The sequence below is a fragment of the Pseudoalteromonas sp. Ld19 genome (assembly GCF_045064135.1).
GTDB classification, from domain to species: domain Bacteria; phylum Pseudomonadota; class Gammaproteobacteria; order Enterobacterales; family Alteromonadaceae; genus Pseudoalteromonas; species Pseudoalteromonas aliena.
In genome coordinates this window covers 461,057-485,522 of record NZ_JBISHA010000021.1, presented here as the reverse complement: position 1 = coordinate 485,522, position 24,466 = coordinate 461,057, and the positions used below count along the sequence as shown (strand labels likewise).

Annotated in this window: 25 protein-coding genes and 1 tRNA gene; 16 read left to right on the top strand and 10 right to left on the bottom strand. The window is 39.3% G+C overall.

Features of this window, described 5'->3' with window-relative positions; translation table 11 throughout:
* Positions 1–18 precede the first annotated feature (18 nt).
* The 5 genes from ACJJVZ_RS14150 to ACJJVZ_RS14130 all read left to right on the top strand — a co-directional run bounded on the left by ACJJVZ_RS14150 (position 19) and on the right by ACJJVZ_RS14130 (position 4,279).
* On the top strand, positions 19–480 hold the full coding sequence (locus ACJJVZ_RS14150) for a zinc-ribbon domain containing protein (RefSeq protein WP_405601357.1): 462 nt from the start codon (positions 19–21) through the stop codon (positions 478–480).
* Between the two features lie 117 nt (positions 481–597).
* Positions 598–1,152, top strand: coding sequence for an elongation factor P hydroxylase (locus ACJJVZ_RS14145; RefSeq protein ID WP_138586258.1), 555 nt, complete (start codon positions 598–600; stop codon positions 1,150–1,152).
* On the top strand, positions 1,142–2,305 hold the full coding sequence (locus ACJJVZ_RS14140; protein ID WP_182701267.1) for an ATP-NAD kinase family protein: 1,164 nt from the start codon (positions 1,142–1,144) through the stop codon (positions 2,303–2,305). The genes ACJJVZ_RS14145 and ACJJVZ_RS14140 overlap by 11 nt, the downstream gene beginning before the upstream one ends.
* Positions 2,302–2,577 (top strand): YfcL family protein, encoded by a 276-nt coding sequence (locus tag ACJJVZ_RS14135; RefSeq protein WP_077538508.1) that lies wholly within the window; start codon positions 2,302–2,304, stop codon positions 2,575–2,577. Before ACJJVZ_RS14140 ends, ACJJVZ_RS14135 begins: the two co-directional genes overlap by 4 nt.
* Positions 2,578–2,722: 145 nt before the next feature.
* A complete protein-coding gene (locus tag ACJJVZ_RS14130) occupies positions 2,723–4,279 on the top strand; it encodes an AbgT family transporter (protein WP_182701268.1) in 1,557 nt (518 codons plus the stop codon).
* Between the two features lie 89 nt (positions 4,280–4,368).
* Here the strand turns inward: ACJJVZ_RS14130 and ACJJVZ_RS14125 are convergent, their stop codons facing one another.
* The 5 genes from ACJJVZ_RS14125 to ACJJVZ_RS14105 all read right to left on the bottom strand — a co-directional run bounded on the left by ACJJVZ_RS14125 (position 4,369) and on the right by ACJJVZ_RS14105 (position 8,499).
* A complete protein-coding gene (locus tag ACJJVZ_RS14125; protein WP_405601354.1) occupies positions 4,369–4,959 on the bottom strand; it encodes a hypothetical protein in 591 nt (196 codons plus the stop codon).
* A gap of 26 nt (positions 4,960–4,985) precedes the next feature.
* A complete protein-coding gene (locus ACJJVZ_RS14120) occupies positions 4,986–5,402 on the bottom strand; it encodes a hypothetical protein (protein WP_405601352.1) in 417 nt (138 codons plus the stop codon).
* Between the two features lie 213 nt (positions 5,403–5,615).
* Positions 5,616–7,448 carry a DEAD/DEAH box helicase gene (locus ACJJVZ_RS14115; RefSeq protein WP_405601350.1) on the bottom strand — a complete coding sequence of 611 codons (1,833 nt, stop codon included), beginning with the start codon at positions 7,446–7,448 and terminating at the stop codon, positions 5,616–5,618.
* A gap of 160 nt (positions 7,449–7,608) precedes the next feature.
* Positions 7,609–7,872, bottom strand: a complete 264-nt coding sequence (locus ACJJVZ_RS14110; protein ID WP_077538500.1) for a GrxA family glutaredoxin — start codon at positions 7,870–7,872, stop codon at positions 7,609–7,611.
* A 132-nt stretch (positions 7,873–8,004) separates the two neighbouring features.
* Complete coding sequence (locus ACJJVZ_RS14105; RefSeq protein WP_405601347.1) at positions 8,005–8,499, bottom strand: TlpA family protein disulfide reductase; 495 nt, start codon at positions 8,497–8,499, stop codon at positions 8,005–8,007.
* Positions 8,500–8,619: 120 nt separating this feature from the next.
* On the opposite strand from ACJJVZ_RS14105, the gene ACJJVZ_RS14100 reads away from it, so the two are divergent.
* On the top strand, positions 8,620–9,147 hold the full coding sequence (locus ACJJVZ_RS14100; protein WP_182701274.1) for a redoxin domain-containing protein: 528 nt from the start codon (positions 8,620–8,622) through the stop codon (positions 9,145–9,147).
* A gap of 535 nt (positions 9,148–9,682) precedes the next feature.
* The gene (locus tag ACJJVZ_RS14095; RefSeq protein ID WP_182701275.1) at positions 9,683–10,126 is read left to right on the top strand and encodes an Hsp20 family protein; all 444 of its coding nucleotides are present in this window, start codon (positions 9,683–9,685) and stop codon (positions 10,124–10,126) included.
* A gap of 91 nt (positions 10,127–10,217) precedes the next feature.
* On the opposite strand, the gene ACJJVZ_RS14090 is transcribed toward ACJJVZ_RS14095, so the two are convergent.
* The 4 genes from ACJJVZ_RS14090 to ACJJVZ_RS14075 form a co-directional block, all read right to left on the bottom strand.
* Positions 10,218–10,724: a hypothetical protein gene (locus ACJJVZ_RS14090; protein ID WP_259398989.1), complete on the bottom strand. Its 507-nt coding sequence runs from the start codon at positions 10,722–10,724 to the stop codon at positions 10,218–10,220.
* Positions 10,721–11,884: a peptidyl-prolyl cis-trans isomerase gene (locus ACJJVZ_RS14085; RefSeq protein ID WP_405601344.1), complete on the bottom strand. Its 1,164-nt coding sequence runs from the start codon at positions 11,882–11,884 to the stop codon at positions 10,721–10,723. The genes ACJJVZ_RS14090 and ACJJVZ_RS14085 overlap by 4 nt, the downstream gene beginning before the upstream one ends.
* Before the next feature lie 29 nt (positions 11,885–11,913).
* A complete protein-coding gene (locus ACJJVZ_RS14080; protein ID WP_405601341.1) occupies positions 11,914–12,927 on the bottom strand; it encodes a phospholipase in 1,014 nt (337 codons plus the stop codon).
* Between the two features lie 111 nt (positions 12,928–13,038).
* Positions 13,039–14,595 (bottom strand): cryptochrome/photolyase family protein, encoded by a 1,557-nt coding sequence (locus ACJJVZ_RS14075; protein ID WP_405601339.1) that lies wholly within the window; start codon positions 14,593–14,595, stop codon positions 13,039–13,041.
* Positions 14,596–14,709: 114 nt separating this feature from the next.
* Between ACJJVZ_RS14075 and ACJJVZ_RS14070 the strand changes: the two genes are divergently transcribed.
* Complete coding sequence (locus ACJJVZ_RS14070) at positions 14,710–15,114, top strand: hypothetical protein (RefSeq protein ID WP_405601337.1); 405 nt, start codon at positions 14,710–14,712, stop codon at positions 15,112–15,114.
* A gap of 297 nt (positions 15,115–15,411) precedes the next feature.
* A complete protein-coding gene (locus ACJJVZ_RS14065; RefSeq protein ID WP_405601334.1) occupies positions 15,412–15,786 on the top strand; it encodes a hypothetical protein in 375 nt (124 codons plus the stop codon).
* A 51-nt stretch (positions 15,787–15,837) separates the two neighbouring features.
* On the opposite strand, the gene ACJJVZ_RS14060 is transcribed toward ACJJVZ_RS14065, so the two are convergent.
* Positions 15,838–16,308: a globin gene (locus tag ACJJVZ_RS14060; protein WP_405601331.1), complete on the bottom strand. Its 471-nt coding sequence runs from the start codon at positions 16,306–16,308 to the stop codon at positions 15,838–15,840.
* 712 nt (positions 16,309–17,020) lie between these two features.
* Between ACJJVZ_RS14060 and ACJJVZ_RS14055 the strand changes: the two genes are divergently transcribed.
* From ACJJVZ_RS14055 to rpsO, 7 genes are all read left to right on the top strand, one after another.
* Positions 17,021–17,097: transfer RNA gene (locus tag ACJJVZ_RS14055), tRNA-Met, on the top strand.
* A gap of 281 nt (positions 17,098–17,378) precedes the next feature.
* Positions 17,379–17,834, top strand: a complete 456-nt coding sequence (rimP, locus tag ACJJVZ_RS14050) for a ribosome maturation factor RimP (protein WP_077538482.1) — start codon at positions 17,379–17,381, stop codon at positions 17,832–17,834.
* A 39-nt stretch (positions 17,835–17,873) separates the two neighbouring features.
* Positions 17,874–19,373, top strand: coding sequence for a transcription termination factor NusA (gene nusA / locus ACJJVZ_RS14045; RefSeq protein ID WP_077538480.1), 1,500 nt, complete (start codon positions 17,874–17,876; stop codon positions 19,371–19,373).
* A 25-nt stretch (positions 19,374–19,398) separates the two neighbouring features.
* Positions 19,399–22,059: a translation initiation factor IF-2 gene (gene infB, locus ACJJVZ_RS14040; protein ID WP_193155705.1), complete on the top strand. Its 2,661-nt coding sequence runs from the start codon at positions 19,399–19,401 to the stop codon at positions 22,057–22,059.
* A 109-nt stretch (positions 22,060–22,168) separates the two neighbouring features.
* Positions 22,169–22,654 (top strand): 30S ribosome-binding factor RbfA, encoded by a 486-nt coding sequence (gene rbfA / locus ACJJVZ_RS14035; RefSeq protein WP_193155704.1) that lies wholly within the window; start codon positions 22,169–22,171, stop codon positions 22,652–22,654.
* Positions 22,638–23,597, top strand: coding sequence for a tRNA pseudouridine(55) synthase TruB (truB, locus tag ACJJVZ_RS14030; protein ID WP_405601327.1), 960 nt, complete (start codon positions 22,638–22,640; stop codon positions 23,595–23,597). The genes rbfA and truB overlap by 17 nt, the downstream gene beginning before the upstream one ends.
* 152 nt (positions 23,598–23,749) lie before the next feature.
* Positions 23,750–24,019, top strand: a complete 270-nt coding sequence (gene rpsO, locus ACJJVZ_RS14025; protein WP_024610129.1) for a 30S ribosomal protein S15 — start codon at positions 23,750–23,752, stop codon at positions 24,017–24,019.
* The last annotated feature ends 447 nt before the right edge of the window (positions 24,020–24,466 follow it).

Genomic DNA, 24,466 nt, shown 5'->3' with positions numbered 1-24,466 from the left:
CTTATAACAGGTAAATGTATGTACCTTGATCACCCTAGGTATGGTAATAAGCCCATAGTTACCAATATTTCAATGGCGGTAGAAGCGATTGAGCGAGCACACTGGCATTACTCAAGCCTTAAATATTTTCCTAATACGGTAATATTGGCAGATATAGAAAAGCAAAATTATGCCATTTACCCCCGAACACTCTATGTTGATATAGAGGTGCAGTGCGGGGCTTGCTCTAAGGCATTTATTTTTTTTGCTCAAGAGCAGCAGTATTGGTTTGAGGTACTTGGGTTTTGGGTCGATTCGCACTGTACTCATTGTTTTGGATGTCGTAAGCATGCCAGATATATACTTACTCTTCGTAAACGATACGATATGTTAGCAAATGCAGCCAATAAAACTGTCAGTGAAAAAACAGAACATAAAGCGCTTGCAAAGACTCTTTACTGTTTAGGTATTATTAAAAATATCAATAAAGTGAATGGTTAGCCTACTCATATTTTACTATCACGCCTTATTTTTACTTTAGTTGTAAAAGCCCGTACAATTCGTCTCGTTTTTAGTGCGCTATGTAGCGCTGTAACCGAGACGAGTTAGCCTAACTTTATGCATCAAATAGCTGATCTAATTTCAATTTTTGAACGCACTTTTTATCAAACTTATAATACTCGGTTGATAAAAGGCGACAGCGAGCCTGTGTATTTACCGGCAACAGATTATGTGCTCTATCACCAAGTCGTATTTGCCCATGGTTTTTACGCCAGTGCATTGCATGAAATAGCACACTGGCTGGTGGCGGGTAATGAACGGCGTTTATCAGAGGATTACGGCTATTGGTATTGCCCCGATGGGCGTGATAAACAACAACAAGCTGATTTTGAAAACGTTGAAGTAAAGCCCCAAGCCATCGAGTGGTTATTAAGTACCGCAGCAGGGTTTAATTTTAATGTGTCGGTAGATAACTTAAACGGCGAACAAACGTGTCGGTTTGATTTTCAGCAGCGCGTGCATCAACGAGTGCTTACCTTGATTAAAAACGGTTTTAACTCTCGTACCGAGTCACTTTTAAAAGCGCTCTCTCATTTTTACAACACACCGTGGCCATTAACTGCACAGCAATTTAATTGGCAACACCCAAAGGAGCTTTGTAATGGCGTTTAAATTAGGCTTAATTGTAAATCCAGTCGCGGGTTTAGGTGGCACGGTTGCTTTAAAAGGCAGTGATGGCGCACAAACTGCTGCCAGAGCTATTGAGCTAGGCGCAGAGCCAAAAGCCAATAGCCGCACAAAAGCAGCGCTTGAAGTGCTATTACCTTATAAAGAGCGCCTGACTATTTACACTGTTAACGGTGACATGGGTGAGAAAGCAGCCAAAGCCTTAGGCTTTAATGCAGAGGTTGTGTACAACACTTCTGCAATAACAACCCCAGATGACACAGAACAAGCAGCAAAAGTACTTAAAGACTGTGGTGTTGATTTAGTTTTATTTGCCGGAGGTGACGGTACAGCACGTAATATTTGCCATGCAATAGAAGACACTGTGCCTGTACTTGGCATTCCCGCAGGCTGCAAAATCCACTCTGGTGTGTACGCTATTACACCAAAAGCTGCAGGGCGCGTAGTCGAAATGCTGGTTAAAGGTGAGTTAGTTACTTTAGCTGATGCCGATGTAATGGATATCGATGAAGATGCCTTTAGACAAGGCACAGTAAAAGCAAAGCGCTACGGCGAAATGCAAACCCCAAGTGAAGTACGTTATATGCAAGCGGTTAAAAATGGCGGTAAAGAAACCGACGAGCTCGTGCTTGCCGACATTGCTGCGCATGTTGTATCACAAATGGATGAAGACACATTTTATATTATGGGTAGCGGCTCAACGGTTGAGGCGATAATGGAGGAAATGGGACTTGAGAATACGTTGCTTGGCGTGGATTTAATTAAAGATCAAACCTTAGTTGCCCAAGATTTAACGGCTGCGCAATTACTGCAATATACTCACCAGCAAAGTACTAAGTTAGTTATTACGCTCATTGGCGGGCAAGGGCATATATTCGGCCGTGGTAATCAGCAATTGAGCCCTGCGCTTATACGCGCAATAGGCAAAGACAATATTATTGTAGTCGCAACAAAAACAAAACTACAGGCGCTAAATGGGCGTCCGCTTATTTGCGATACGGGCGACGGCGAACTTGATGACACATTAACGGGTTATATAAAAGTAACCACCGGATTTAACGATCATATTATGTATGCAGTAGGGCACCAACATCTTGAAGAAATGGATGCTTTGCAAAACCAGGAGATTAATAAATGAGTTTAGTGAACTATATCGATGCAGCTCAGCAGTACTTCGATGACTTAGTAATAAAAGCAACCGACGATGAGTTATTTGCAGGCGGTTATTTACGAGGCCACTTTGATCTTGCTGTAGGCTATGCCGAAGTAGAAAAACTCACAATTAGTATTGATGAGCTAAACGAAACTGTAGAGCAAAGCTTAGTTAAAGCCTATCGCAATGGTGAGCTTAACGAGGAAGACAAGGCATTAGTTGTACGCTTGTGGGAAGAAGTAAAAGCACTCGCTTAACAAAACCGATAAAAGAAAAACACGATTAGCTCAGCGCTGTCGTGTTTTTTGCTTTTAAAGGCCCTAAAATAGATTGTTATGTTAATTTACTGTTGCGTTTTAATGCGATACTGTTGTCAAAATAAATTTTAATGAGTAATCAAATATGAATAATAATCAGGGCGCCTTACCTTCGGGGCTAGTCGCGCGTTTTTTAAATTTTGTTGAAAGAATAGGGAATAAGCTTCCAGACCCGGCAATTATATTTTTATTTGCTATGTTATTGATCTGGTTTTTATCGTGGTGGTTTTCAGGCGTAAGTTTTGACGCAATTGATCCCCGTACAGGCGAAGCCATTATAATTAATAACATGCTAGCAAGTGACTCATTAGCGACCTTTTTATCATCAATGGTAAAAACCTTTACAGGGTTTGCTCCTTTAGGCGTAGTGTTAGTGGCTATGCTTGGTGTGGGCGTTGCCGAACATTCTGGCTTTATTAATACCGGCTTAAAACTGATGTTAAAAGTAACACCTAAAAAGTTATTAACGCCTTCGATCATTTTAGTGGCCATCGTTAGTCACACGGCAACCGATGCAGGTTATGTATTGGTTATCCCATTAGCGGGCGTGATTTTCTATGCCGCAGGGCGTCATCCACTTGCAGGTATTGCAGCGGCATTTGCGGGTGTAAGTGGTGGTTTTGGTGCTAACTTTATTCCATCGGGAATTGATCCATTACTGCAAAGCTTTACGCAAAGTGCAGCGCAAATTATTAACCCTGCTATGTCTATTAATCCGCTTAATAACTGGGCATTTGCCTCAGCGTCAAGTTTATTTATCGTATTAGTAGGCTGGTATATCACCGATAAAATTATCGAACCACGCCTACAAAAAACTAAAGTTGATGGCACAGAAGAAGACTTGCCTGTATTTGAAGATGCACGCAGTGATGAAAAGCGCGCCTTTTTTATTGCAAGTAGCGTGATGATCGCAGGCCTTGCATTATTAGCGTTTGTTTCAGCCCCCGCAGATTCTGCAATGCGTAGCAGTGATGGATCGCTTACCAATTTTAGCTCCCCTTTAATGCAATCAATTGTTCCGTTAATCTTTTTACTCTTTTGGATCCCAGGTGCTGTATATGGCTTTACAGTCGGCACATTTAAAAGTACCAAAGATATGATCGATGCTATGAGCAAAGCGATGAGCGGCATGGCGTATTATATTGTAATGGCGTTCTTTTGTTCGTTATTTATTGCCGCTTTTAGTAAATCAAACTTAGGTGCATTACTGGCAATCGAAGGCGCACAGCTTTTAAAAGCGATGGAATTACCCAGTGCTGTAACTGTCGTTGGCATCATCTTTTTAACAGGCTTTGTTAACTTATTTGTAGGCTCAAGCTCAGCTAAGTGGGCGCTGCTAGGTCCTGTATTTGTGCCGATGCTAATGCAGTTGGGCATTTCACCCGATCTAACGCAAGCAGCTTATAGGGTTGGAGACTCAAGCTCTAATATCATTACACCGCTTATGCCTTACTTTCCGCTAGTTGTTGTTTACTGCCAAAAGTATGTCAAAGGCACTGGAATCGGCACGCTCATTGCGTTGATGCTGCCATACTCAATCGCCTTTATGATTGGCTGGAGTATCTTCTTGCTAGGCTACTGGGCACTCGGTATCCCGCTAGGTCTTGATGCCAGCTATGTGTATCCGGCAGTAGCGCCTTAATAAAGTATAAATATTAAGAGCTTATATTAGCCCTGCCACGAAAATGACAGGGCTTTTTTATAAGCTTTAACTTTGTAAACCAATGATGGCTACCTTTCTAGCCCTCTGACAATATAACCAAAATAGCTAGCTTCACCGATTACATAAACATAGTGCCCTTTACTATTGGTAATGGATGATTTCTCTTCATACCACCGGAGCTCGTGTATTTGCTTTGTTTTAGGATCTAAAAAAGATAAACGTGTACAACTATTTTCATAATTACTGCCGCACTCTTCAACGTCTGTCAGGATATATTCTTTATACCAATAATCACTTTCAGTGAAATAAGCAAACAGCTTTATTGGAAGGGCTAAATAGATATAAAATATTGCATATATTAAAAATGGAGCTGCCAAATAGCCTAAAATAAATGAAGCTAGGTTCTTTATTCCTGAAATATTATGCTTAAATGATTCTCTATATTTACTGCATTGCTTATATTTTTTGAATACAAGCATATTCAAATAGATAAATAATGCACCTGAAATAATAGGGATAATCCAAAAAATAGTAATGTCATATTTTTTATTTGCAATAAATGGAGGGTCTGTAAAGTCTATTACAATTGGAATAGCCATGAATAAAATAAGAGGGCTTAGTAGCGCTATGATTGTTAGGTATTCATATAATTTTTTCATATCAGTGATCCTTACTGTCAAAAATATTATTTTTTTACAAAGCTTGGCGCATTATTTAGTAAATATTGATGACTAGCTTGGTAATCTGCATAAAAAATGACTGCTTCATCCTCAGCTAGTGAATTAACAACAGTTGAGTACCAATCTATGTATCGAAGTTGCTCTTTTGTAAGAGAATATTTTTCAAGTTTGAAGTAGTTAATAAAGTCATTGCATAAATCTTCAGTTGTATTCTTCTCAGACCATGTCAGTTTGCTGCTAGAGTTGATGCTACCATAAGTAATTAGATCGTTAGTTGGCCACTGCCCATCTTTAGTGTGACCAATTATATAGCGCCAATCACAACCGCTGGGCGATAATCCAGCATATAGGTATATGTGAAAAAAACCTTTATTATGAAGTAGGGCTACCATTCGGGTTATTTGGCTTGTTAGAAGTTTCATTTATTTACATCTCTCCCTGAAAGTAATACAGCTGCTTATTCCTATTACTGCAGCCATTTTAATAGCGAGCTTCTAAGTTTTTCCTCTAACTAACCTGAACTCTGGTTAAGAGATTTATTATTCAGAGTTGAGGTTAACTAGTTTTCTCATGTTACAGACACAAAAAAACCTTGTCACTTTCGTGGCAAGGTTTTTTTATTAAAGAGTCGTTGCTTATTTAGCTGTGAAGCTTACTGGGCGACGTTCTTTACGAGGACCGGTACGCTTATCACCGCGTGCGCTGTCATCTTTGTTAAAGCTGCGTTTCTTATCACCAGCTGGACGCTCAGAGCGTTCGCCGCGTGGTTCAGCAGGGCCTTGATCTTGTGTGATTGTTAAGCCCATAGGGCGTTTGCAAATAAACACTTTTTGGAAATGATCAAGTACATCTTTAGGCATGTTTTGCGGTAATTGAACCGTACTGTGATTATCGTGCAGACGAATATCACCAATAAACTTGCTTGAGATGTCAGCTTCGTTAGCGATAGCGCCAACAATGTTTTTAACCTGAACACCATGTTCACGACCTACTTCGATACGGTACGTATCCATAGGGCCTGCATCACGGCTGTTACGTTCGCGAGGTTTACGCTCAGCGCGTTCACCACCACGCTCGTTACGACGTCCACGGTCACCGCGATCGTTACGTGGATTGCGGTCGTTACGCTCGTTACGTTCACGAGGTTGAATCTTAACTTCTTCAACTTTAATTGGCGACTGTTGCTGTGCTAAACACAGTAACGCACCCGCTAAGCTTTCAAGAGGAAGGTCAAGTTTTTCAGCCATGTTAGTAGCTACTTCATTGAAGAACGTGATGTCTTTGTTTTCAAGCGCAATAGTTAATTTTGCTTGTAACGCTTCGATACGTTTTTCTTCAACAATTTTTGCAGTTGGTAATTCAACTTGTGCAATTTCAGACTTCGTATGACGAATGATATTTTTAAGTAAATAGCGTTCGTTATGTTTTACGAATAAAATTGCTTTACCAGTACGACCAGCACGACCTGTACGGCCGATACGGTGAACGTAGGCTTCAGAATCTTGTGGAATATCGTAGTTGATAACTAAGCTTAAACGGTCAACATCTAGACCACGTGCCGCTACATCTGTTGCAATAACAATGTTTAGCATGCCACTTTTTAAACGATCTACAGTGCGTTCACGTGCTTGCTGGTTCATGTCACCGTTAAGTGGAGCCGCAGAGAAACCTTCGCGCTCTAATAATTCAGCAAGTTGTACAGTATCGTTACGTGTACGAACGAAAACAATAGCGCCTTCATATTGCTCAGCTTCTAAAAAGCGAACAATGGCTTTATTCTTGTGTACGCTTGCATTCCAGAACACTTGCTCAACAGATGATACTGTCGAGTTACGCGCAGAAATATGAACCTGTTCAGGGTTGTTCATATATTTGCTGCTGATGTTTTGAATTTGCTTAGGCATAGTCGCAGAGAAAAGACATGTTTGCTTTTCGCGCGGTGTTTTTTCCATGATGTTTTCTACATCATCGATAAAGCCCATACGTAACATTTCATCGGCTTCATCAAGTACAAGTGCTTGTAGAGCATCAAACTTGATTGTGCCACGGTTAATGTGATCGATTAATCGACCAGGTGTAGCAACGATGATTTGAGCGCCACGACGAAGTGCGCTTAACTGAATGCTGTAACTTTGGCCACCGTATAGTGCTAATACTTCAACACCACGAGTACCTTTTGCATATTGTTCAAATGCCTCAGCAACTTGGATCGCAAGCTCACGTGTTGGTGTGAGTACAAGGATCTGTGGCTGTTTCACAGACGGGTCAATATTGTTTAGTAACGGCAGTGCAAATGCTGCGGTTTTACCTGTACCCGTTTGTGCTAGTCCCAGTACGTCCTTTCTTTCTAGCAATAACGGTATACATTGAGCTTGGATTTCAGATGGTGTCTTGTAACCCAACTCTTCAACTGCCTTCAAAATTGCAGGAGAAAGATTTAGAGATTCAAACGTGACTGGTTCTGACATTAATACGCCTCAACGAATTTAAAGAGGCGCGCATTATATAGGATTAGCGAGGCAAATGCTTGTATAAATTGAAACTAATTTATATGTATTTGAAAGCGGTCGAAATTTAACCAGTTTAATATAGACTTTATTAAACTGGTTAACATATTTAATACAGAACTTATTTGTACAAACCTAAGTTTTCTTTTGCATATGCTTCAAATTCGGTAAACCCGCCAATGTGATTTTGGTCTACAAAAATTTGTGGTACGGTAGGGCAAGGTTTACCCGCTGACTTTTCTAAATCAACTTTGCTTATCCCTTCTTTTATAATATCGATATAACGAAATTTAAAATCATCGCGTTCATTTGCTAGTTGTTCTGCTACGTCTTTTGCACGTACACAAAATGGACAACCTTCGCGGCCAAAAATTACAGTAAGCATAACGCTCTCCTTTAGTTGAGTTTTTTCAGTTTAAATGATTAAAAAATATTTTAAAGCGTAAAAAACCGATTGTGTTGTTCTATTTTTATGATGCTGTGCATTCTAAAATTTAAGCCACAATGGACCACGTACCTACCAAGCTCTTGCTGCAATCCCTAGCTGACTTGAGTAGCCAATTGAACGCGCAGTGATCTGCAATTTTTCATTTATGACGTAATAAGTTGGAAATGCACTTACTTTATAGTTCGCTTGAGTATGTTTATCTCCTAATACAATTGGCATAGTGAGGTTTAGTTCATCAACAAAGTGAGCGACTTCTTGCTCATTCTTATAATCAAATGCAATACCAATTGCATTAATATTAGAGCTATCGAGTGCTGCTTCTAGATTCGGCATGCTGTAACGACAAATTGTGCACCATGGCGCAAAAAAATAGACAACAGTGGTTTTGCCTTCAAGTTGTGCAATGCTTATTCTTTCAGTCGGTTGGTTTAAAAGTGGTAAATTAAAATAGGGCGCTGGTGCATTATTCGTTTGAAGCAAATTGCGTTCTTTAAAAGTACTTACTAAATAAAAGACTAATATTGCCAAGCTTATATTTATAAACGCACTACGTCGTATTTTCATGTGTTCCTCCCCAATAAAATAAGCTCGATTACATTTTAATGCTTGAATTAATAAGTTTAACCCTAAGCTCTACTTAGCAAGCAATAACGATATTTAACTTTTACGAAGGAGAATATGATTATGAGTAACGACCTACAACCAGCGATGAAAATACCTGCACTTGTTGTTAAAGACAGTGATAATAAGCAGGCTGATATTACAGTTAGACAAACAGATTTACCATGGAAAATGATTGTTATTTATCGTGGTAAGCACTGTCCATTGTGTACTAAACAACTTAATGCATTAGCGAAAATGAAAGGCCAATTTATTGATGCCGGTGTTGAGCTTGCGGCGGTTAGTGGCGACAGCCACGAACAACTGACGGAACACCTAAAAGATTTAGAAGTGAATTTTCCATTGTACAGTAGTCTTTCGCTCGTGCAGATGACAGATCTTGGCTTGTATATTAGTGAGCCGCGTAATGAAAATGAAACCGATCATCCATTTGCAGAGCCGGCAATTTTTATTGTTAACGAGCAGGATCAAATTCAGATAGTTGATAAGTCAAATGCGCCATTCTCAAGACCCGATTTAAACGATTTACTCTCGGGAATTAAGTTTATTCGCGAAAACGATTACCCCATTCGTGGCACGTTGACTGAATAGCTCTTAGAGCGCGTTGACCTTTCGTGATTGATTTTGCAGCAGGCTGTTTGGTATTTAGGCAAGGCAGAGCCTATGTAGTGTGGTTACTCCCCATAAATAGGCGATAACGCAGCATAAATGCCAAACATGCGCTGCCCTTTGAGCTCGATCTAGGGGCAATTTACTCTTTGTTGCTCGATTTTTACTTATTCTTACAGGGATGTAAGCCATTAGAGTAACGCAGGAGCAGTTACCGAGCCCACTCGATTACAAACTTCGCGCCGCGATTAAATCGTCCCTAGATTGAACAAATTTCAATCCACAAAGGTCAACACGCCCTAGGACACGTATTTATTATACGTGTCTTTTATTTCTTAAATTATTTAATTTTTTTACTTGAAAACATTTTTACCGTCCATATATAGTTTAGTAGGGCGCCTGATGGGTCCTAAATTAAACTTAAACAATTGAAATTTATATTATTAAATAATATTTGCTAGCGCTTGTTCTACGGAAAAGCACTTGCAAAATATCGCTTAAATATGAGGATATTATTATGCGTACAGTAGACTTATCACCACTTTATCGTTCATTCATCGGCTTCGAACATTTAGCATCACTTATGGACGCGGCGGCAAGTACAGACAAGCAGCCAAGTTTTCCTCCTTATAACATTGAAGCGCTCGATAAAGACAGATACAGGATTACTATGGCCGTTGCTGGTTTTAGTGATAACGAATTGACCATTGAGTCAGAAAACAACACATTGAAAGTGGCTGGTATTAAAGCCAATAAAGATGACAAAGAGCGTAAATTTATTCATCAAGGTATCGCAGAGCGCAACTTTGAACGTAAGTTTCAGCTTGGCGACCATGTAAAAGTGCTTGGTGCCGACTTAGCTAACGGTTTGCTTACTATAGAGCTTCAGCGTGAAATACCAGAAGCACTTAAACCTCGTAAAATAGAGATAGGGCAAGGTCATTTAATCGAAGATAAATAAACCCTGTTTAACCTTAGTTTCCCTTGATTATTTAGCCGTCTCACTTGAGACGGCTTTTTTATGCAATTGAATTTAAATCTACAACGCCCTCTTAATCTTGGTTAAGTAAACTCTGTTGTGTTTTTTTCAGCAGAGCGATTTTATCAATCGCTTCTTGAAGCTGCTCTTGCTTCATCCCTTGTTTACGCCCTTTAGCAATTAAGCTTTCTAACGTTGTAACTTTGGTATTAACAGCACTGATAAAGCTACTTTCTAGTGCGTGCTGCTTCTCTTGTTGAAATTGTTGGTAGGCTTTATGATCGTCTAAATCTCCCTTGTATTGAACACTGCTTAGTTTACTTTTATTTAGTGGGGGTAAGTAATTCGGTTCAGTAATTACCTGTTGAATATGCCCATCCAAGGTGCTTTTTTTAATATTTGAAGGATGTACATCTTCAATTTTTTTTACGGTGTGTACAGCTTGCTTTATTATAGGTCGCTCACCTGTTGGTTGTTTAGTCGCTAGTACCATTTTTTTCTGCTCGGTGGAGCCAGAGAAGTAGTATATGAAGGTAATGGCTAAAGATATTGTGATGAGTGCCGTGAGCTTTATTTTCATAACTTAATCTCATTTTGTGTGTGCCACGCAGCCCACTTTTGCTGGTATTGCTGATGAGCATTTTGTAACGCCACAGATTTAATCGCTTGATAGCGAACTGTTTGGCCCGTTGCTGCAAAATATCTATATTCATAGTCATTAGTTAACACCACAACCCATAATCCCGCTGGCGAACGAATGACTTCAGAAAGCTCATTTTCATTTTGAGTAAATGCAAGTTGTACTGCCCACTCTTTTTTATGCTCTCGATTGATATTATTATCAAATTTACTATAAATATCATTCATATTAGCCGCTCTTAAAGCCGCTTTGAAAGTACTCTTTGCCACTTCATTCTTAAATTTAACCGCGTCAGTTCTATTTTTAAATTCAGCACCTTGGGCTGTTATTTGATATAAATATTTGAAGCGACTTTTATTTGCTTGGTAATACTGATTTATTTGTTGTTCAGAAACTTGTTTTTCTAATTGTTCGAGTATCGGGCTTTGTCCATGCATCATGTCTTTTACGCCAAGCCAGCTTTGAATCGAAGGACGCAATATGTCACCTTGAGCAATGCTTATTAAATTATCAATGTTGATATCTTTTGCTTTAAATGCGTTGGTCGCTTTTTCTAAATTTATAAAATATTGATGCTTTTTAGCTATTTCTGCTTGAAATAACTGGTTATCGCCTTGATGCAACCTAAACCGTATTTGCATAGAAAGTGGTTTAATGAAGTCATAAACAGACATTGCAGGAAACGCAAAATGTTCAAGTTTTACTAAATTTAATGTGTTTTTTTGCGTTTCAGAATATTGTCCATTCGCAGGATATTCACCTAATGTGTTCGTAAGCCAGCTGGCCGTAAAATGTTTAACATTATTAGAAGCTTCGATGGTCGGTGGTAAATGTAGTTGCTTTATAAAAAGGTTATTTAGGTAGCGCTCTACATGGTAACCGGTGGTAAAACCTACATCAGACAAACGCGCTACCTTGTCGGGCATTAGGCGCTGTGCTTCACTTAGCAAAAATTGGTTCTCGTATAAACGATAACGTGTTTGCGAAAGACTAATGTCACTATTTTGCTGTTGATATATTTGATGCATCAACTGTATTTCAGCGGGTGTGTACTTTTCAACACTCGTAAATGCTTGGCTGCTGTAAAGCAGCCCAAACATTACTACACATAGGTAGGCGAAATACCTCATTAGCGGGCAACCATGGCATGATTTAATAAATGTACAACCATTGCAATAGCATGAGGGATAACTTGTTTAGCGGTATCGACACGATCGTAATGATCTTTCGAATTAAGCACAATACCTCCTTGAGCGTACGAAAAAGAACCGCCTTGGGTTAGCAATGGACGTACATCCGTTGAGGCTTCATCTAACGGTGAAAAGGTATTTATTGCTTGACGTATTAAGCTAGGATCATTGAGTTGTTCTTGATCATAATAATCCTTTACCCAGCCTTCCCAGCTAGAGTGATTTAAATCTGAAGTTGTCCATGTGTGATGCGGCTGAAGTAAATCAGTTGTATGAAATACAAACCCCAGTACTTGTGGATTACCACTGTCTAAATAGCTTTGAAACCAGTATTGGCCTAAGTTATCGATTGGTTGAAAAGGAATTTTTTCAAAATCATCATACATATTATAGTCCGATTGACTATCAATTCGGTAATGAGCTTCAGTAATGTCATAACTATTATATTTTGAAGAGTCAGCATTAAACCAGCCTGTTTCTCTTCCCTTTCCATCATCTAAATAGTCCCCTTTTAACCAAGCCGCAGCTAAGCTATCAATGGTGCCCCATACAGTGAGTTTGTCGTAGTTATAGCCGCCAAAATCATTACCATGCTGATCAGCGCCTTGCGTGTGGTTTTGAAAGTGCCAATAGCTAGTATATTTTACAATGCTTTCAGCCGCGCCCCAAAGAGGAGCTTGGACACAAGAGCCCGTAATGGCACCACATAAAAAAGTATCTTCAAAATCATCAACATCATAGGCTGCTTGCCCTAGTAGCTCAGCCAGCTGTGAAACTGACATTTTATTTTGTAAAGCATATTGCGACAGCGCCGCATATTGCGTTGATTGTGGGTTTTGCTCCATATAACTTACAGCGTCAATAACAATCCGCTTATGGGTTTCTTGGCTAAATGCATGTGCTTGGTTGATACTTGTAAGTAATATAATTGCCGATGTTAATATTTTTTTCATTTTTATCTCATTGCTGTATTTAAAGGATTAACGCTATTAAAAGATAGCGCTATTACAGTACAATGACAGAAAAATTAAACATTTAATTAACAAATTTACCTATTTCATATGTCACAGACTTTCTAAATCAACTAAATACGCAGCAGCTTGTTTTAATAGCGCTGCTTTTTGCTCTTCGGTTTGTCGGTCCCAGTTTTTATAAACCATGCCTATACGCGGGTTTTTCTCTAATTTACTGCGGTGGGTGTGCATAAAGTTCCAGTATAGGCTATTAAGGGGGCATGCTTTTTCTCCCACTTTTTGTTTAACATCGTATTGGCAACTCTTGCAGTAATCGCTCATTTTATTAATGTAGTTTCCACTTGCTGCGTAGGGTTTTGTCGCAATGATACCATCATCGGCAAATTGGCTCATGCCACGTGTATTAGGCATTTCTACCCATTCAATAGCATCTATATAAACACCTAAATACCAGTTATCTACGTCATCAGGATTAATTCCCGTGAGCATACAAAAGTTTCCAATAACCATTAAGCGCTGAATATGATGGGCATAAGCCGTTGTTAAACTTTGCGAAAGAGAGTGGCTTAAACAGTTCATTTTTGTAGAGCCATGCCAAAAGTATCCAGGTAATTTATTTTTCGCCTGTAATTGGTTTTTACGTGCGTAGTCGGGCATATTGATCCAATAAACACCCCGGACATACTCTCGCCACCCTAAAATTTGTCTAACGAAGCCTTCTACTTGTGAGATTGATATTTCATTAGGCCTTTGCCTATATTCGTTTATGACTCGATTAATGACATAAAGTGGATGAAGCAATTTTGCGTTTATGGCAAACGATAATCGGCTATGATAAAGGCTAGTGTTGTGCTCACTTTGATTTGTCATTGCATCTTGGAACTGACCAAAATTAATAAGTAAATTTTCACAAAAGTACTCAAGGCAGCTAATAGCTTGTTTTCTAGTGGTTGGCCATTGTAAACGTTGATTTTTTATTTCACCAAGGTAGCTCACTTGATGTTTATCTAAGCGATCAATAATTGTACTTACATCATTATTAAAAACCTTGGGTAAAGGTATATCCACTAAGTCGTTTTTAGAAAACTTATTACGATTATTACTATCAAAATTCCATTTACCGCCTTCAGGTTTTCCTTGCTCCATAAGTACATCAAATTGCTTACGCATAGCGCGATAAAAATGCTCCATCGTTACATGTTTGTTTTTTGAAAAACGCTCTTTTATTTGCGAAAAGGGAAGTAAAAAATGCTCGCTATCGACTGCGGTTACATTATATGTGCTTGCTTGTTTAAATAATAAAAGTTGCTCTTTGAGTCTGAACTCATCAGGATATTGATATTGTATGGCTGAGCAGTGATATTTTTTCGCTATTCGATTAAGTAAATCGGGTAAATTTTTATCATTTTGGGTTTCATCTAGGGTTAAGTGTAATACATTAAACTCTGCGCAACTTAGCGCATGGGCAAAGTTTTCCATAGCACTAAAAAATGCACATATCTTTTGAATATGATGCTTAACATAATCAGTTTCTTGCTTAAGCTCTGCGACAAGATAAAGAGTGTCATTGTCTTTATGTTTAAACCAGGAGTGAGACGGGTTAAGTTGATCACCTAAAATAAGTCTTAATGTTTTATAATGAGTCATAGTTAAGCCAAATTAATAGTATACGGGTATGTTTAATTAGCAGATCGCTTTGTTGAATTTTAAGTTATTACCTTAAAGTTAATTTTTAGCAATGCATATTTCAGGTGAGAAGTGATGAATAAATTAAAAACGGTTTTAATGCTATTTGTTTGCGGGAGTCCAATTACCGGATCAGCCGAAACCACCGCTATTTATAAATGTGAGACGAGCGGTGCAGTGGAGTTTAGTCAACAACCATGCACTGACAATCCACAAATTTTGCATTTAAATGTAATAACGCCACGCGATGATAAACGACATAGCGGCGAGCAAAATAGTATTAATCCAAAACCGAGTGCTGATTCAAATACAATCGATTCGTACATAAAAATGACGGCTCTGAAAAAGCAACTTGGTGAGCATCAAAATAAAATCGAAACGTATAAGTCACAAATGCAAAAACAACTTAGCATGTTTAATAACAGTTTTGATTTGCAAGCTAATAACTTAGCAGGTCTAGGGCGTGTTGACCTTTCGTGATTGATTTTACAGCAGACTGTTTGGTATTTAGGCAAGGCAGCGCCTATGTGGTGTGGTATTCCCCATAAATAGGCGATAACGCAGCATAAATGCCAAACATGCGCTGCCCTTTAGGTTCTTTCTAGGGGCGATTAACTCTTTGTTGCTCGGTTTTTACTTAGCCCGCTAGGTCACAAACCTCGCGCCGCGATTAAATCGCCCCTAGATTGAACAAATTTCAATCCACAAAGGTTAACACGCCCCAAGCAAAGTGTAGCAATTGCTGAGCAAATAATTGCGACCATATCAAAGTTTGATGTGCTTATTAAAAATCAACAAATGATTATAGACAGAGTAACTCAGCAGATCAAAAATCTTGAAAAGACAAAAAAAAGTGATAACGCAAATCAGACTGGAAATGAAAATATTGATGGTTTCATTCGTAAAGAGCAATTACATCGGGAAATAAAAGCCGCAAGTAGTAAAGTAATCACATTAAGTAATGAACTCAAAGAAGAAACATTAAAATTAGAGCAACGGATGGACTACCAAGGCAGTAGTGAAGCCGATACCACCTTTCATCTTGCCTTATCTAAGCGAATAGATGCTTTAAGTACACACTACGGATTACTGATAGAAATAGAAAATAAAAAGCTCAATCGCTTAAACGATCAGGTTATTTATTTACCATGATATAAGGGGTTGTTGATCTTTCAGAGTTAAAATTTGTGCTACCTGAGGCAATTAACTATTTGCTTCCTCATGGCTTGCTTTTTTAAGCATCCGTTGTTCCAGTGAAATTACGTTTGAGGTATGAAACAGACTGTTATTCGAAAAATTTTCAAAAAACATTAAAACTTTACGCCAAGCTACTTTTTTCTCTGAACTAAAACGTTGCCCAAGGTGCTCTTCTAGTGTGGCATAAAACGTGTCACACAATACTTTAATGTCGGATTGTTGAATATTATCATTTTTTAAAAACTGTAATTGATATGATAAAAAAGGAGCAACAGATAAAGGGTTATCCAAATGCTTAATAATACGTTCTAACATACAGTAAAGGGTATAACTTCTTTCATTAAATTGCGCAGCAGTGGGGTAACTCATGGTAATACAAGATTGAGTTAATTTGGTGTGAAAACGCTCAGTGAAAGCATGAAAATTTGGTTTTATAATGCTAAGGCTTTTTAATAATTCTGGTTGATGTGTTTTCATTAAATGCCTCGCTGCATCAGGTCATCATTGGTTTTTAGAGTCTATATTTTGGTTTTTAGTATAGCCAGTAGATAAAAAATCGCACGGTTTTTTAATGACAAAACACAAAGCTGCGACCAATATTTTGATTTGTATGTTATTTTTATAATTAATAATGAGAGTGATTATCTATAAAGAACTATCTCATAGATTATACAGTAGTGCTTTACTGATCTTTGAAAGCTGGAATTTAGGTAATCTAGAGATGGTTTAACAGTAATGTAATACTTGTAACTTAGTTAAACTGAACTCTGGATAATAAATTTATCTCGAGCAGCTATTTTCAGCGCTAACTGCGTTGAATTTACTTGCAATTGGCCCGCTATTGACGCGTAAATTAGCTTGTTTTCACTGAAAATCTCTTAACTAGAGTTCAGGTTAGTTTGGTAATGACTCAAGTTTTTTGTGGAAAGTAATCACCTACCATAGCCGCTGCCTTGTCTAAAAGCCAAACACACTGCTGCAAATTTAATCTCGAAAGATAAACGAGCCCTAATTATGCGTGTTAATTAAATACACATTAAATTGACAACTACGTTGAATTAGATAATTTGTAAAGTTATTAGTGATTATAGTTGCTAATTATCCCACGCATCCTTATAATAGCCGCCATTGTTTAGCTTGTTCTAAAAAGCTAACAGCGATATTAAATTAAGATTTTAATATCTATTGGCGCGGGATGGAGCAGTCTGGTAGCTCGTCGGGCTCATAACCCGAAGGTCGTCGGTTCAAATCCGGCTCCCGCAACCAATTCTAATAATAAGCGAAAGCTTATTAATTTATGTCGCGCATTCTAAGTAATGCGCGTTTTGCGTTTAAGCTAGTGTAGTTTAATTTGGTCAGATAGCTGACTCGCAGCCAAGCTCGGCCCTAGGCCACACAGTTTTATGCTTTTTGGTGTGACGCCCCGCTTGGTTCGGGGCGTTGTTGTATCTGCACCTTTCGGTTTGATGTTTATTTTCATCAAATTAAAATTTAAACTCAGTATTTTAGGGCTATAAGCCCTTTTTTTGTTTGTATGGAGGATTTTCGTGACAAAACTTGAACAAGATTTAGTAACCATGTTATCGCCTGCGGTAGAAATGTTAGGCTTTGGATTATATGGTCTTGAATTTGTACAAGCGGGTCGCCATTCTACCTTGAGAGTATACATTGCTCATGAGGATGGGATCTCAGTTGATAACTGTGCGGATGCGAGTCGCCAAATCAGTGCGATTTTAGACGTCGAAGACCCGATTACAAATGAATATGATTTGGAAGTATCGTCTCCTGGTGTTGATCGTCTATTATTCAAACAAGATCATTACGAGCAGGCGCAAGGAGAGGAAGTACGTGTACGTACTAAGCTTCCACAAGATGGTCGTCGTAATTTTAAAGGCGACTTAGTAGCAGTTAGCAGCGATATGATCACACTATCTAGTGATGGTGCAGAGCATCTAATCATGCTTAGTAACATCGAACGTGCGAATTTAATCGCAAAGTTTTAAATTCGAGTGCGAAGGAATAGGGCAAGCGAGGCATTACCCATGGCAAAAGAGATATTATTGGTTGCTGAAGCCGTTTCCAATGAGAAAGCGGTTCCAAAAGAAAAGATTTTTGAAGCTCTAGAGTTCGCATTAGCGACAGCGACAAAGAAAAAACACGATGGCGAAATTGAAGTGCGTGTAGCAATTGACCGTAAAACGGGTGATTACGATACGTTCCGTCGTTGGCAAATTGCAGCAGTGCAAGAAGATGGTTCATTAGAGAATCCTTACAGCGAAATCACACTAGAAGCAGCGCAGGTTGATGAACCTGATTTGCAGCTTGGCGATTACGTTGAAGAGCAAATTGATTCAATTAAATTTGACCGTATTACAACGCAAATGGCAAAACAAGTGATCGTACAAAAAGTACGTGAAGCTGAGCGTGCTTTAGTTGTTGATGCATACAAAGATCAAGTAGGTGAGTTAGTTACGGGTGTTGTTAAAAAAGCAACACGTGATTCTATCGTACTTGACTTGGGCAATAATGCTGAAGCGGTTATTTTTCGTGATGATATGCTTCCTCGTGAAAACTTTCGTCCGGGTGACCGAATCCGTGGTCTTTTATACGAAGTTAAGCCAGAAGCACGCGGAGCACAATTATTTGTAACGCGTTCTAAGCCAGAAATGCTAATGGAATTATTCCGCATTGAGGTGCCAGAAATTGGCGAAGAAATGATTGAATTACGTGCCGCAGCACGTGATCCAGGTTCACGCGCTAAAATAGCTGTAAAATCTAATGACAAACGCATTGACCCAATTGGTGCATGTGTTGGTATGCGTGGCGCACGTGTTCAGGCGGTATCGTCAGAACTTGGTGGCGAGCGTGTTGATATCGTTCTTTATGACGACAACCCAGCACAGTTTGTAATTAATGCAATGTCACCTGCAGAAGTTGCTTCAATCGTAATGGATGAAGACACTCACTCAATGGATATTGCAGTTGATGCAGATAACCTAGCGCAAGCGATTGGTCGTAATGGTCAAAATGTTCGTTTAGCAAGCCAACTAACAGGTTGGGAACTAAACGTTATGACTGTTGAAGACATGCGTACTAAAAATGAAGCTGAATCAGATAAGCTACTTAACTTATTCACTGAAAATTTAGAAATTGATGATGAATTTGCTTCATTGCTTATTAATGAAGGTTTCTCGACACTTGAAGAAGTGGCGTATGTACCAGCCTCTGAATTTTTAGAAATTGATGGTCTGGACGAAGAAACAGTTGATCTACTGCGTTCACGCGCAAAAGATGCATTAACAACTAAAGCACTTAAAACGGAAGAAAGTTTAGAAGGCGCAGAGCCAGCTGAAGACTTACTTGCGCTTGAAGGCTTAGAGCGTCATCTGGCTTTTGTTATGGCAAGTAAGGGTGTTGTTACACTTGAAGACTTGGCAGAGCAAGGTATTGATGAACTCGTCGATATTACAGAACTTTCATCTGAAAAAGCGGGTGAACTAATTATGGCTGCACGAAACATTTGTTGGTTTGCAGACGAGTAATTTATTAACGGAGGTATTACACACTATGGCAGAAGTAAATGTTGAAAAACTAGCCGGCGATATAGGTACAACTGTTGATAAATTGCTACAGCAGTTTTCACAAGCAGGTATCACTAAGCAAGCAACTGATAATGTAACTGAAGCAGAAAAAGCAACGTTACTTGATCATTTAAGCAAGCACCATGGCGGTACTGGTTCAGATGGTCCAGCGCGTATGACTTTACAACGCAAGAGCAAGAGCACATTAAGTGTGACTGGCTCTACGGGTAAAGCTAAAGCTGTTCAAGTTGAAGTTCGCAAAACACGTACTTACGTGAAGAAAAGCGCAATGGAACAAGAACAAGAGCAAGCACGCTTAGCCGCTGAAGAAAAAGTACGTCTTGAAGAGCAGCAAAAAGCTGAGCAAGAAGCCGCAGAATTAAAAGCGAAACAAGAGGCAGAACGCAAAGCAAAAGAAGACGCTGACCGTAAAGCCAAAGAAGAAGCTAAACGCAAAGCTGATGCAGAGCGTAAAGCGAAACAAAAGCAGATGACCCCAGAGCAAAGTGCTAAGTCTGAGAAAGATCGCATAGAAGCTGAGCGTCTGCAAAAAGAAGCAGAAGAGGCCGCATTGAAGAAAGCTGAAGAAGAAGCGAAACGTCAAGCAGAAGAAGCAAGAAAGCTAGCTGAAGAAAACTCGGCACGCTGGAAGAAAGAAGAAGAAGAACGTAAGAAACGCGAAGAAACAGCGGATCACCATCTTACAACTTCTACTTATGCACGTGAAGCAGAAGATGTTGCCGATGCTCGTGATGAGCAAGGTACACGCCGTGCTAAGAAAAAGAAAAAAGCGCCAGCAAAAGATAAATTTGCAGCGTCAAGAGGCCGTAACAAGTCTAAGTTAAAAGCACCAGCATCGCTGCAACATGGTTTCCAAAAACCAACTGTTGATGTTAAAAATGAAGTGCGTATTAGCGAAACAATTACAGTAGCTGAGCTTGCATCACGCATGGCCGTTAAAGGCGCTGAAGTTGTTAAAACAATGATGAAAATGGGTGACATGGTTACCATTAACCAAGTGATTGACCAAGAAGCTGCACAACTAGTTGCAGAAGAAATGGGCCACAAGGTTATCATTGTTAAAGAAAACGAATTAGAGCAAACAGTACTTAATGACCGCCATGAAGATGGTAAGTCAGAGCCACGTGCGCCAGTAGTAACTGTTATGGGTCACGTTGACCATGGTAAAACATCGACTCTTGATTACATTCGTTCTGCAAAGGTTGCTTCAGGCGAAGCCGGTGGTATTACACAGCATATTGGTGCATACCATGTTGATGTAAACGGCAATATGATCACGTTCTTAGATACACCAGGACATGCTGCATTTACATCAATGCGTGCTCGTGGCGCTAAAGCGACAGATATCGTAATCCTAGTGGTTGCAGCAGATGATGGCGTTATGCCACAGACTAAAGAAGCGGTACAGCACGCACGTGCAGCTGGCGTTCCTTTAATCATTGCTGTAAACAAAATGGATAAAGAAGGCGCAGATCCAGACCGCGTTAAAAATGAACTAGCTGTACTAGACGTTATCCCAGAAGAATGGGGCGGCGATACACAGTATGTTCATATATCAGCTAAAACTGGTTTAGGTATTGATGACCTTCTTGAAGCTGTGCTTATGCAATCTGAGCTTTTAGAATTAACTGCACCTACTGAAGGTATGGCTGCAGGTGTCGTTATTGAATCTCGTCTTGATAAAGGCCGTGGTCCAGTAGCATCAGTACTTGTTCAATCTGGTACACTTAATCAAGGTGACATTGTATTATGTGGTCTTGAGTATGGCCGTGTTCGTGCAATGCGCGATGAAAACGGTAAAGACATTAAATCAGCTGGTCCATCTATTCCAGTTGAGATTTTAGGTCTTTCTGGTATTCCAGCTGCGGGCGACGAAGCGACTGTTGTTAAAGATGAGCGTAAAGCGCGTGAAGTTGCTTTATACCGTCAAGGTAAGTTCCGCGATGTTAAACTAGCACGTCAGCAAAAAGCGAAGCTTGAAAACATGTTTACTAACATGACTGAAGGCGATGTGTCTGAAGTTAACGTGGTACTTAAAGCAGACGTTCAAGGTTCTATCGAAGCAATCTCTGATTCACTAACTAAACTTTCTACTGATGAAGTAAAAGTGAAGATTGTAGGTTCAGGTGTTGGTGGTATTACCGAAACTGATGCAACGCTTGCTGCAGCGTCTAACGCAATTGTAGTTGGCTTTAACGTTCGTGCTGATGCTTCTGCTCGTAAAGTGATTGATACTGAAAACTTAGATCTTCGTTATTACAGCGTAATTTATGCCTTAATCGAAGAAGTTAAGCAAGCCATGTCAGGTATGCTAGCGCCAGAGTTTAAACAAGAAATCATTGGTCTTGCTCAAGTTCGTGACGTATTCAAGTCTCCAAAAATTGGCGCAATCGCTGGTTGTATGGTTACTGAAGGTGTTATTAAACGTAGCGCGCCTATCCGTGTACTACGTGAAAACGTGGTTATCTATGAAGGTGAGCTTGAGTCACTTCGTCGCTTTAAAGACGATGTTGCTGAAGTTCGTAACGGCATGGAATGTGGTATCGGTGTTAAGAACTACAATGACGTACGTGTTGGTGACCAAATCGAAGTATTTGAAACAGTTGAAGTACAACGTACTCTTTAATTGTTAGCTCGCTAAACTAATAAATGGGGGCTTAGCCCCCATTTGTGTATCCATTATTTAATTAGCTTATTATTAAATTTCAATAAGTTATGATTTTAGGACAAATGCAATGAGAGAATTTTCTCGCACTGATCGTGTTGCACAGCAAATCCAAAAAGAAATTGCTGTAATTTTACAACGCGAAATTAAAGATCCACGCCTAGGTATGGTGACAGTGTCAGCGGTAGAAGTATCGCGCGATTTATCTTATGCCAAAATTTTTATTACTGTGTTTAATACACAAGATGAAGATGCTGCAAAGCAAAGCGCAAAAGTACTTAATGAAGCAACGGGTTATATTCGCTCGTTACTGGGTAAGCGTATTCGTGCACGTATAATGCCTGAGTTAAAATTTTTAGTTGATAACTCACTTATGGAAGGCATGCGTATCTCTAACTTGGTGGACTCTATTATCCGCGAAGATAACGCAAAACATGTTGATGAAGACGTAGAAAGTGTTGATGCTGCTGATGTGTCAGATAGCGAAGAAAGTATTGAACACGAAGACGAAACAGATAGCGAAAAAGGCACTGATACAGATGGCAAAGCGCAGTAAAGGCCGTGCAGTAGACGGTATTTTGTTGTTAAACAAACCCCAAGGCATTTCATCAAATAAAGCACTGCAACAGGCAAAGGGTGCTTATTTTGCACAAAAAGCGGGCCATACAGGTGCACTTGATCCGCTTGCAACAGGCATGCTGCCGATTTGTTTTGGTGAGGCGACTAAATTTACGCAGTTCTTACTTGATACTGACAAAACCTATGTTGTTCGCGCTAAGTTAGGTGAGCGTACAACAACATCAGACTCTGATGGTGAAATTGTCAGTACCAAAGACGTTAATGTAACGCGTGAACAGCTAACAAAAGAAATTGCTGCGTTTGTTGGCGAGTCTGATCAGTATCCATCTATGTATTCGGCACTTAAATATCAAGGTAGACCGTTATATAAGTATGCACGTGAAGGTATTGAAGTACCTCGTAAATGCAGAAAGATAAACGTGTTTAGTTTATCATTTGACGAGTTTGATGAAGAAAACAACGTATTGCAAATGACGGCCCATGTATCAAAAGGGACTTATATTCGTACTATTGTTGATGACTTAGGTGAAAATCTAGGCTGTGGCGCACATGTCATAATGCTTCACAGAACTGCGGTTGGTCAGTACCCTGCAGATAAAATGGTTTCGCTCGATGACGTTGAAGCGTTATTAGCAAAAGCAAAAAGTGAAGAAATTGCACCTTCTACTTATATCGATCCATTGCTGCTACCAATTGATACCGCTTTAGTTGATTTACCTGTGGTTGAAATAACGAAAGAGCAGGGCTCGGTATTTAGTCACGGGCAAGCGGTCGAATTACCAATAGCGTTACCTGATGGTTCAATTAAGGTATTGGCTGATGGTGTTTTCATCGGTACAGGCGAAGCGAATGCTAACGGTCACTTAAAAGTGAAGCGTGGACTTGCCAGTCAACAAGATGATTACGTAAAACCTGAATAGCTAATGTTGCTATTTAAAGCTGGCTATTAGCTATATGGTGGGATAATTAACTTGTAGTTATCTCCATACTTGGTAGAATACGCCCGCTTAATCGTTTTGGCTGAATTAGTGATCGGCTAAGGCACCTTTTAAATTTAATTTTTGGAGTTATTATGTCACTAAGTAATCAAGAAAAAATCGATATCATTGCTAAATTTGCACGTGCTGAAGGCGACACTGGTTCACCTGAAGTACAAGTAGCTTTACTTACTTTTGATATCAACAAGCTTCAAGGTCACTTTGCTGACCACAAGCATGACTTCCACTCACGTCGTGGTCTGCTTCGTAAAGTAAGTACTCGCCGTAAACTGCTTGATTACCTTAAAGGTAAAAATATCACGCGTTATACTGCATTAATCCAAGAGCTTGGCCTACGTCGCTAAGAACTTGATTACAGAAAAAGGAGCTTTTTAGCTCCTTTTTTTGTGCCTAAAATTCTTCTAAAGACCTACAATATAATTTATACCAATCTGCTTATATATAGGGCCTATTTAACGTTAAGAAAATTCCGCTAGAACTAGGCAAAAATTTTTAACGACGTTATAGTGCAATTTAATTCGTTAAATTGATCAAAGATTTATGCAGTTTGGTATTAATACCAATCGGTATAAACTTCTTGAATTTCAAAATAAAAACCCCACCATTCAAAGTAACAAAAATGATTTTAAATACGAGTTTAGAGTCGTGTTTATCTGATTGCTAAGCTCGCATTTTAACGGTGCTTTGGTATATACTACGGCACAAGCTAAAAAGGTTTAGCTTGATTATTTACGTCATCGCCAATTGTAGTACTTAATTGATTTTAAAATAAATACAATTAAGTACTGTAA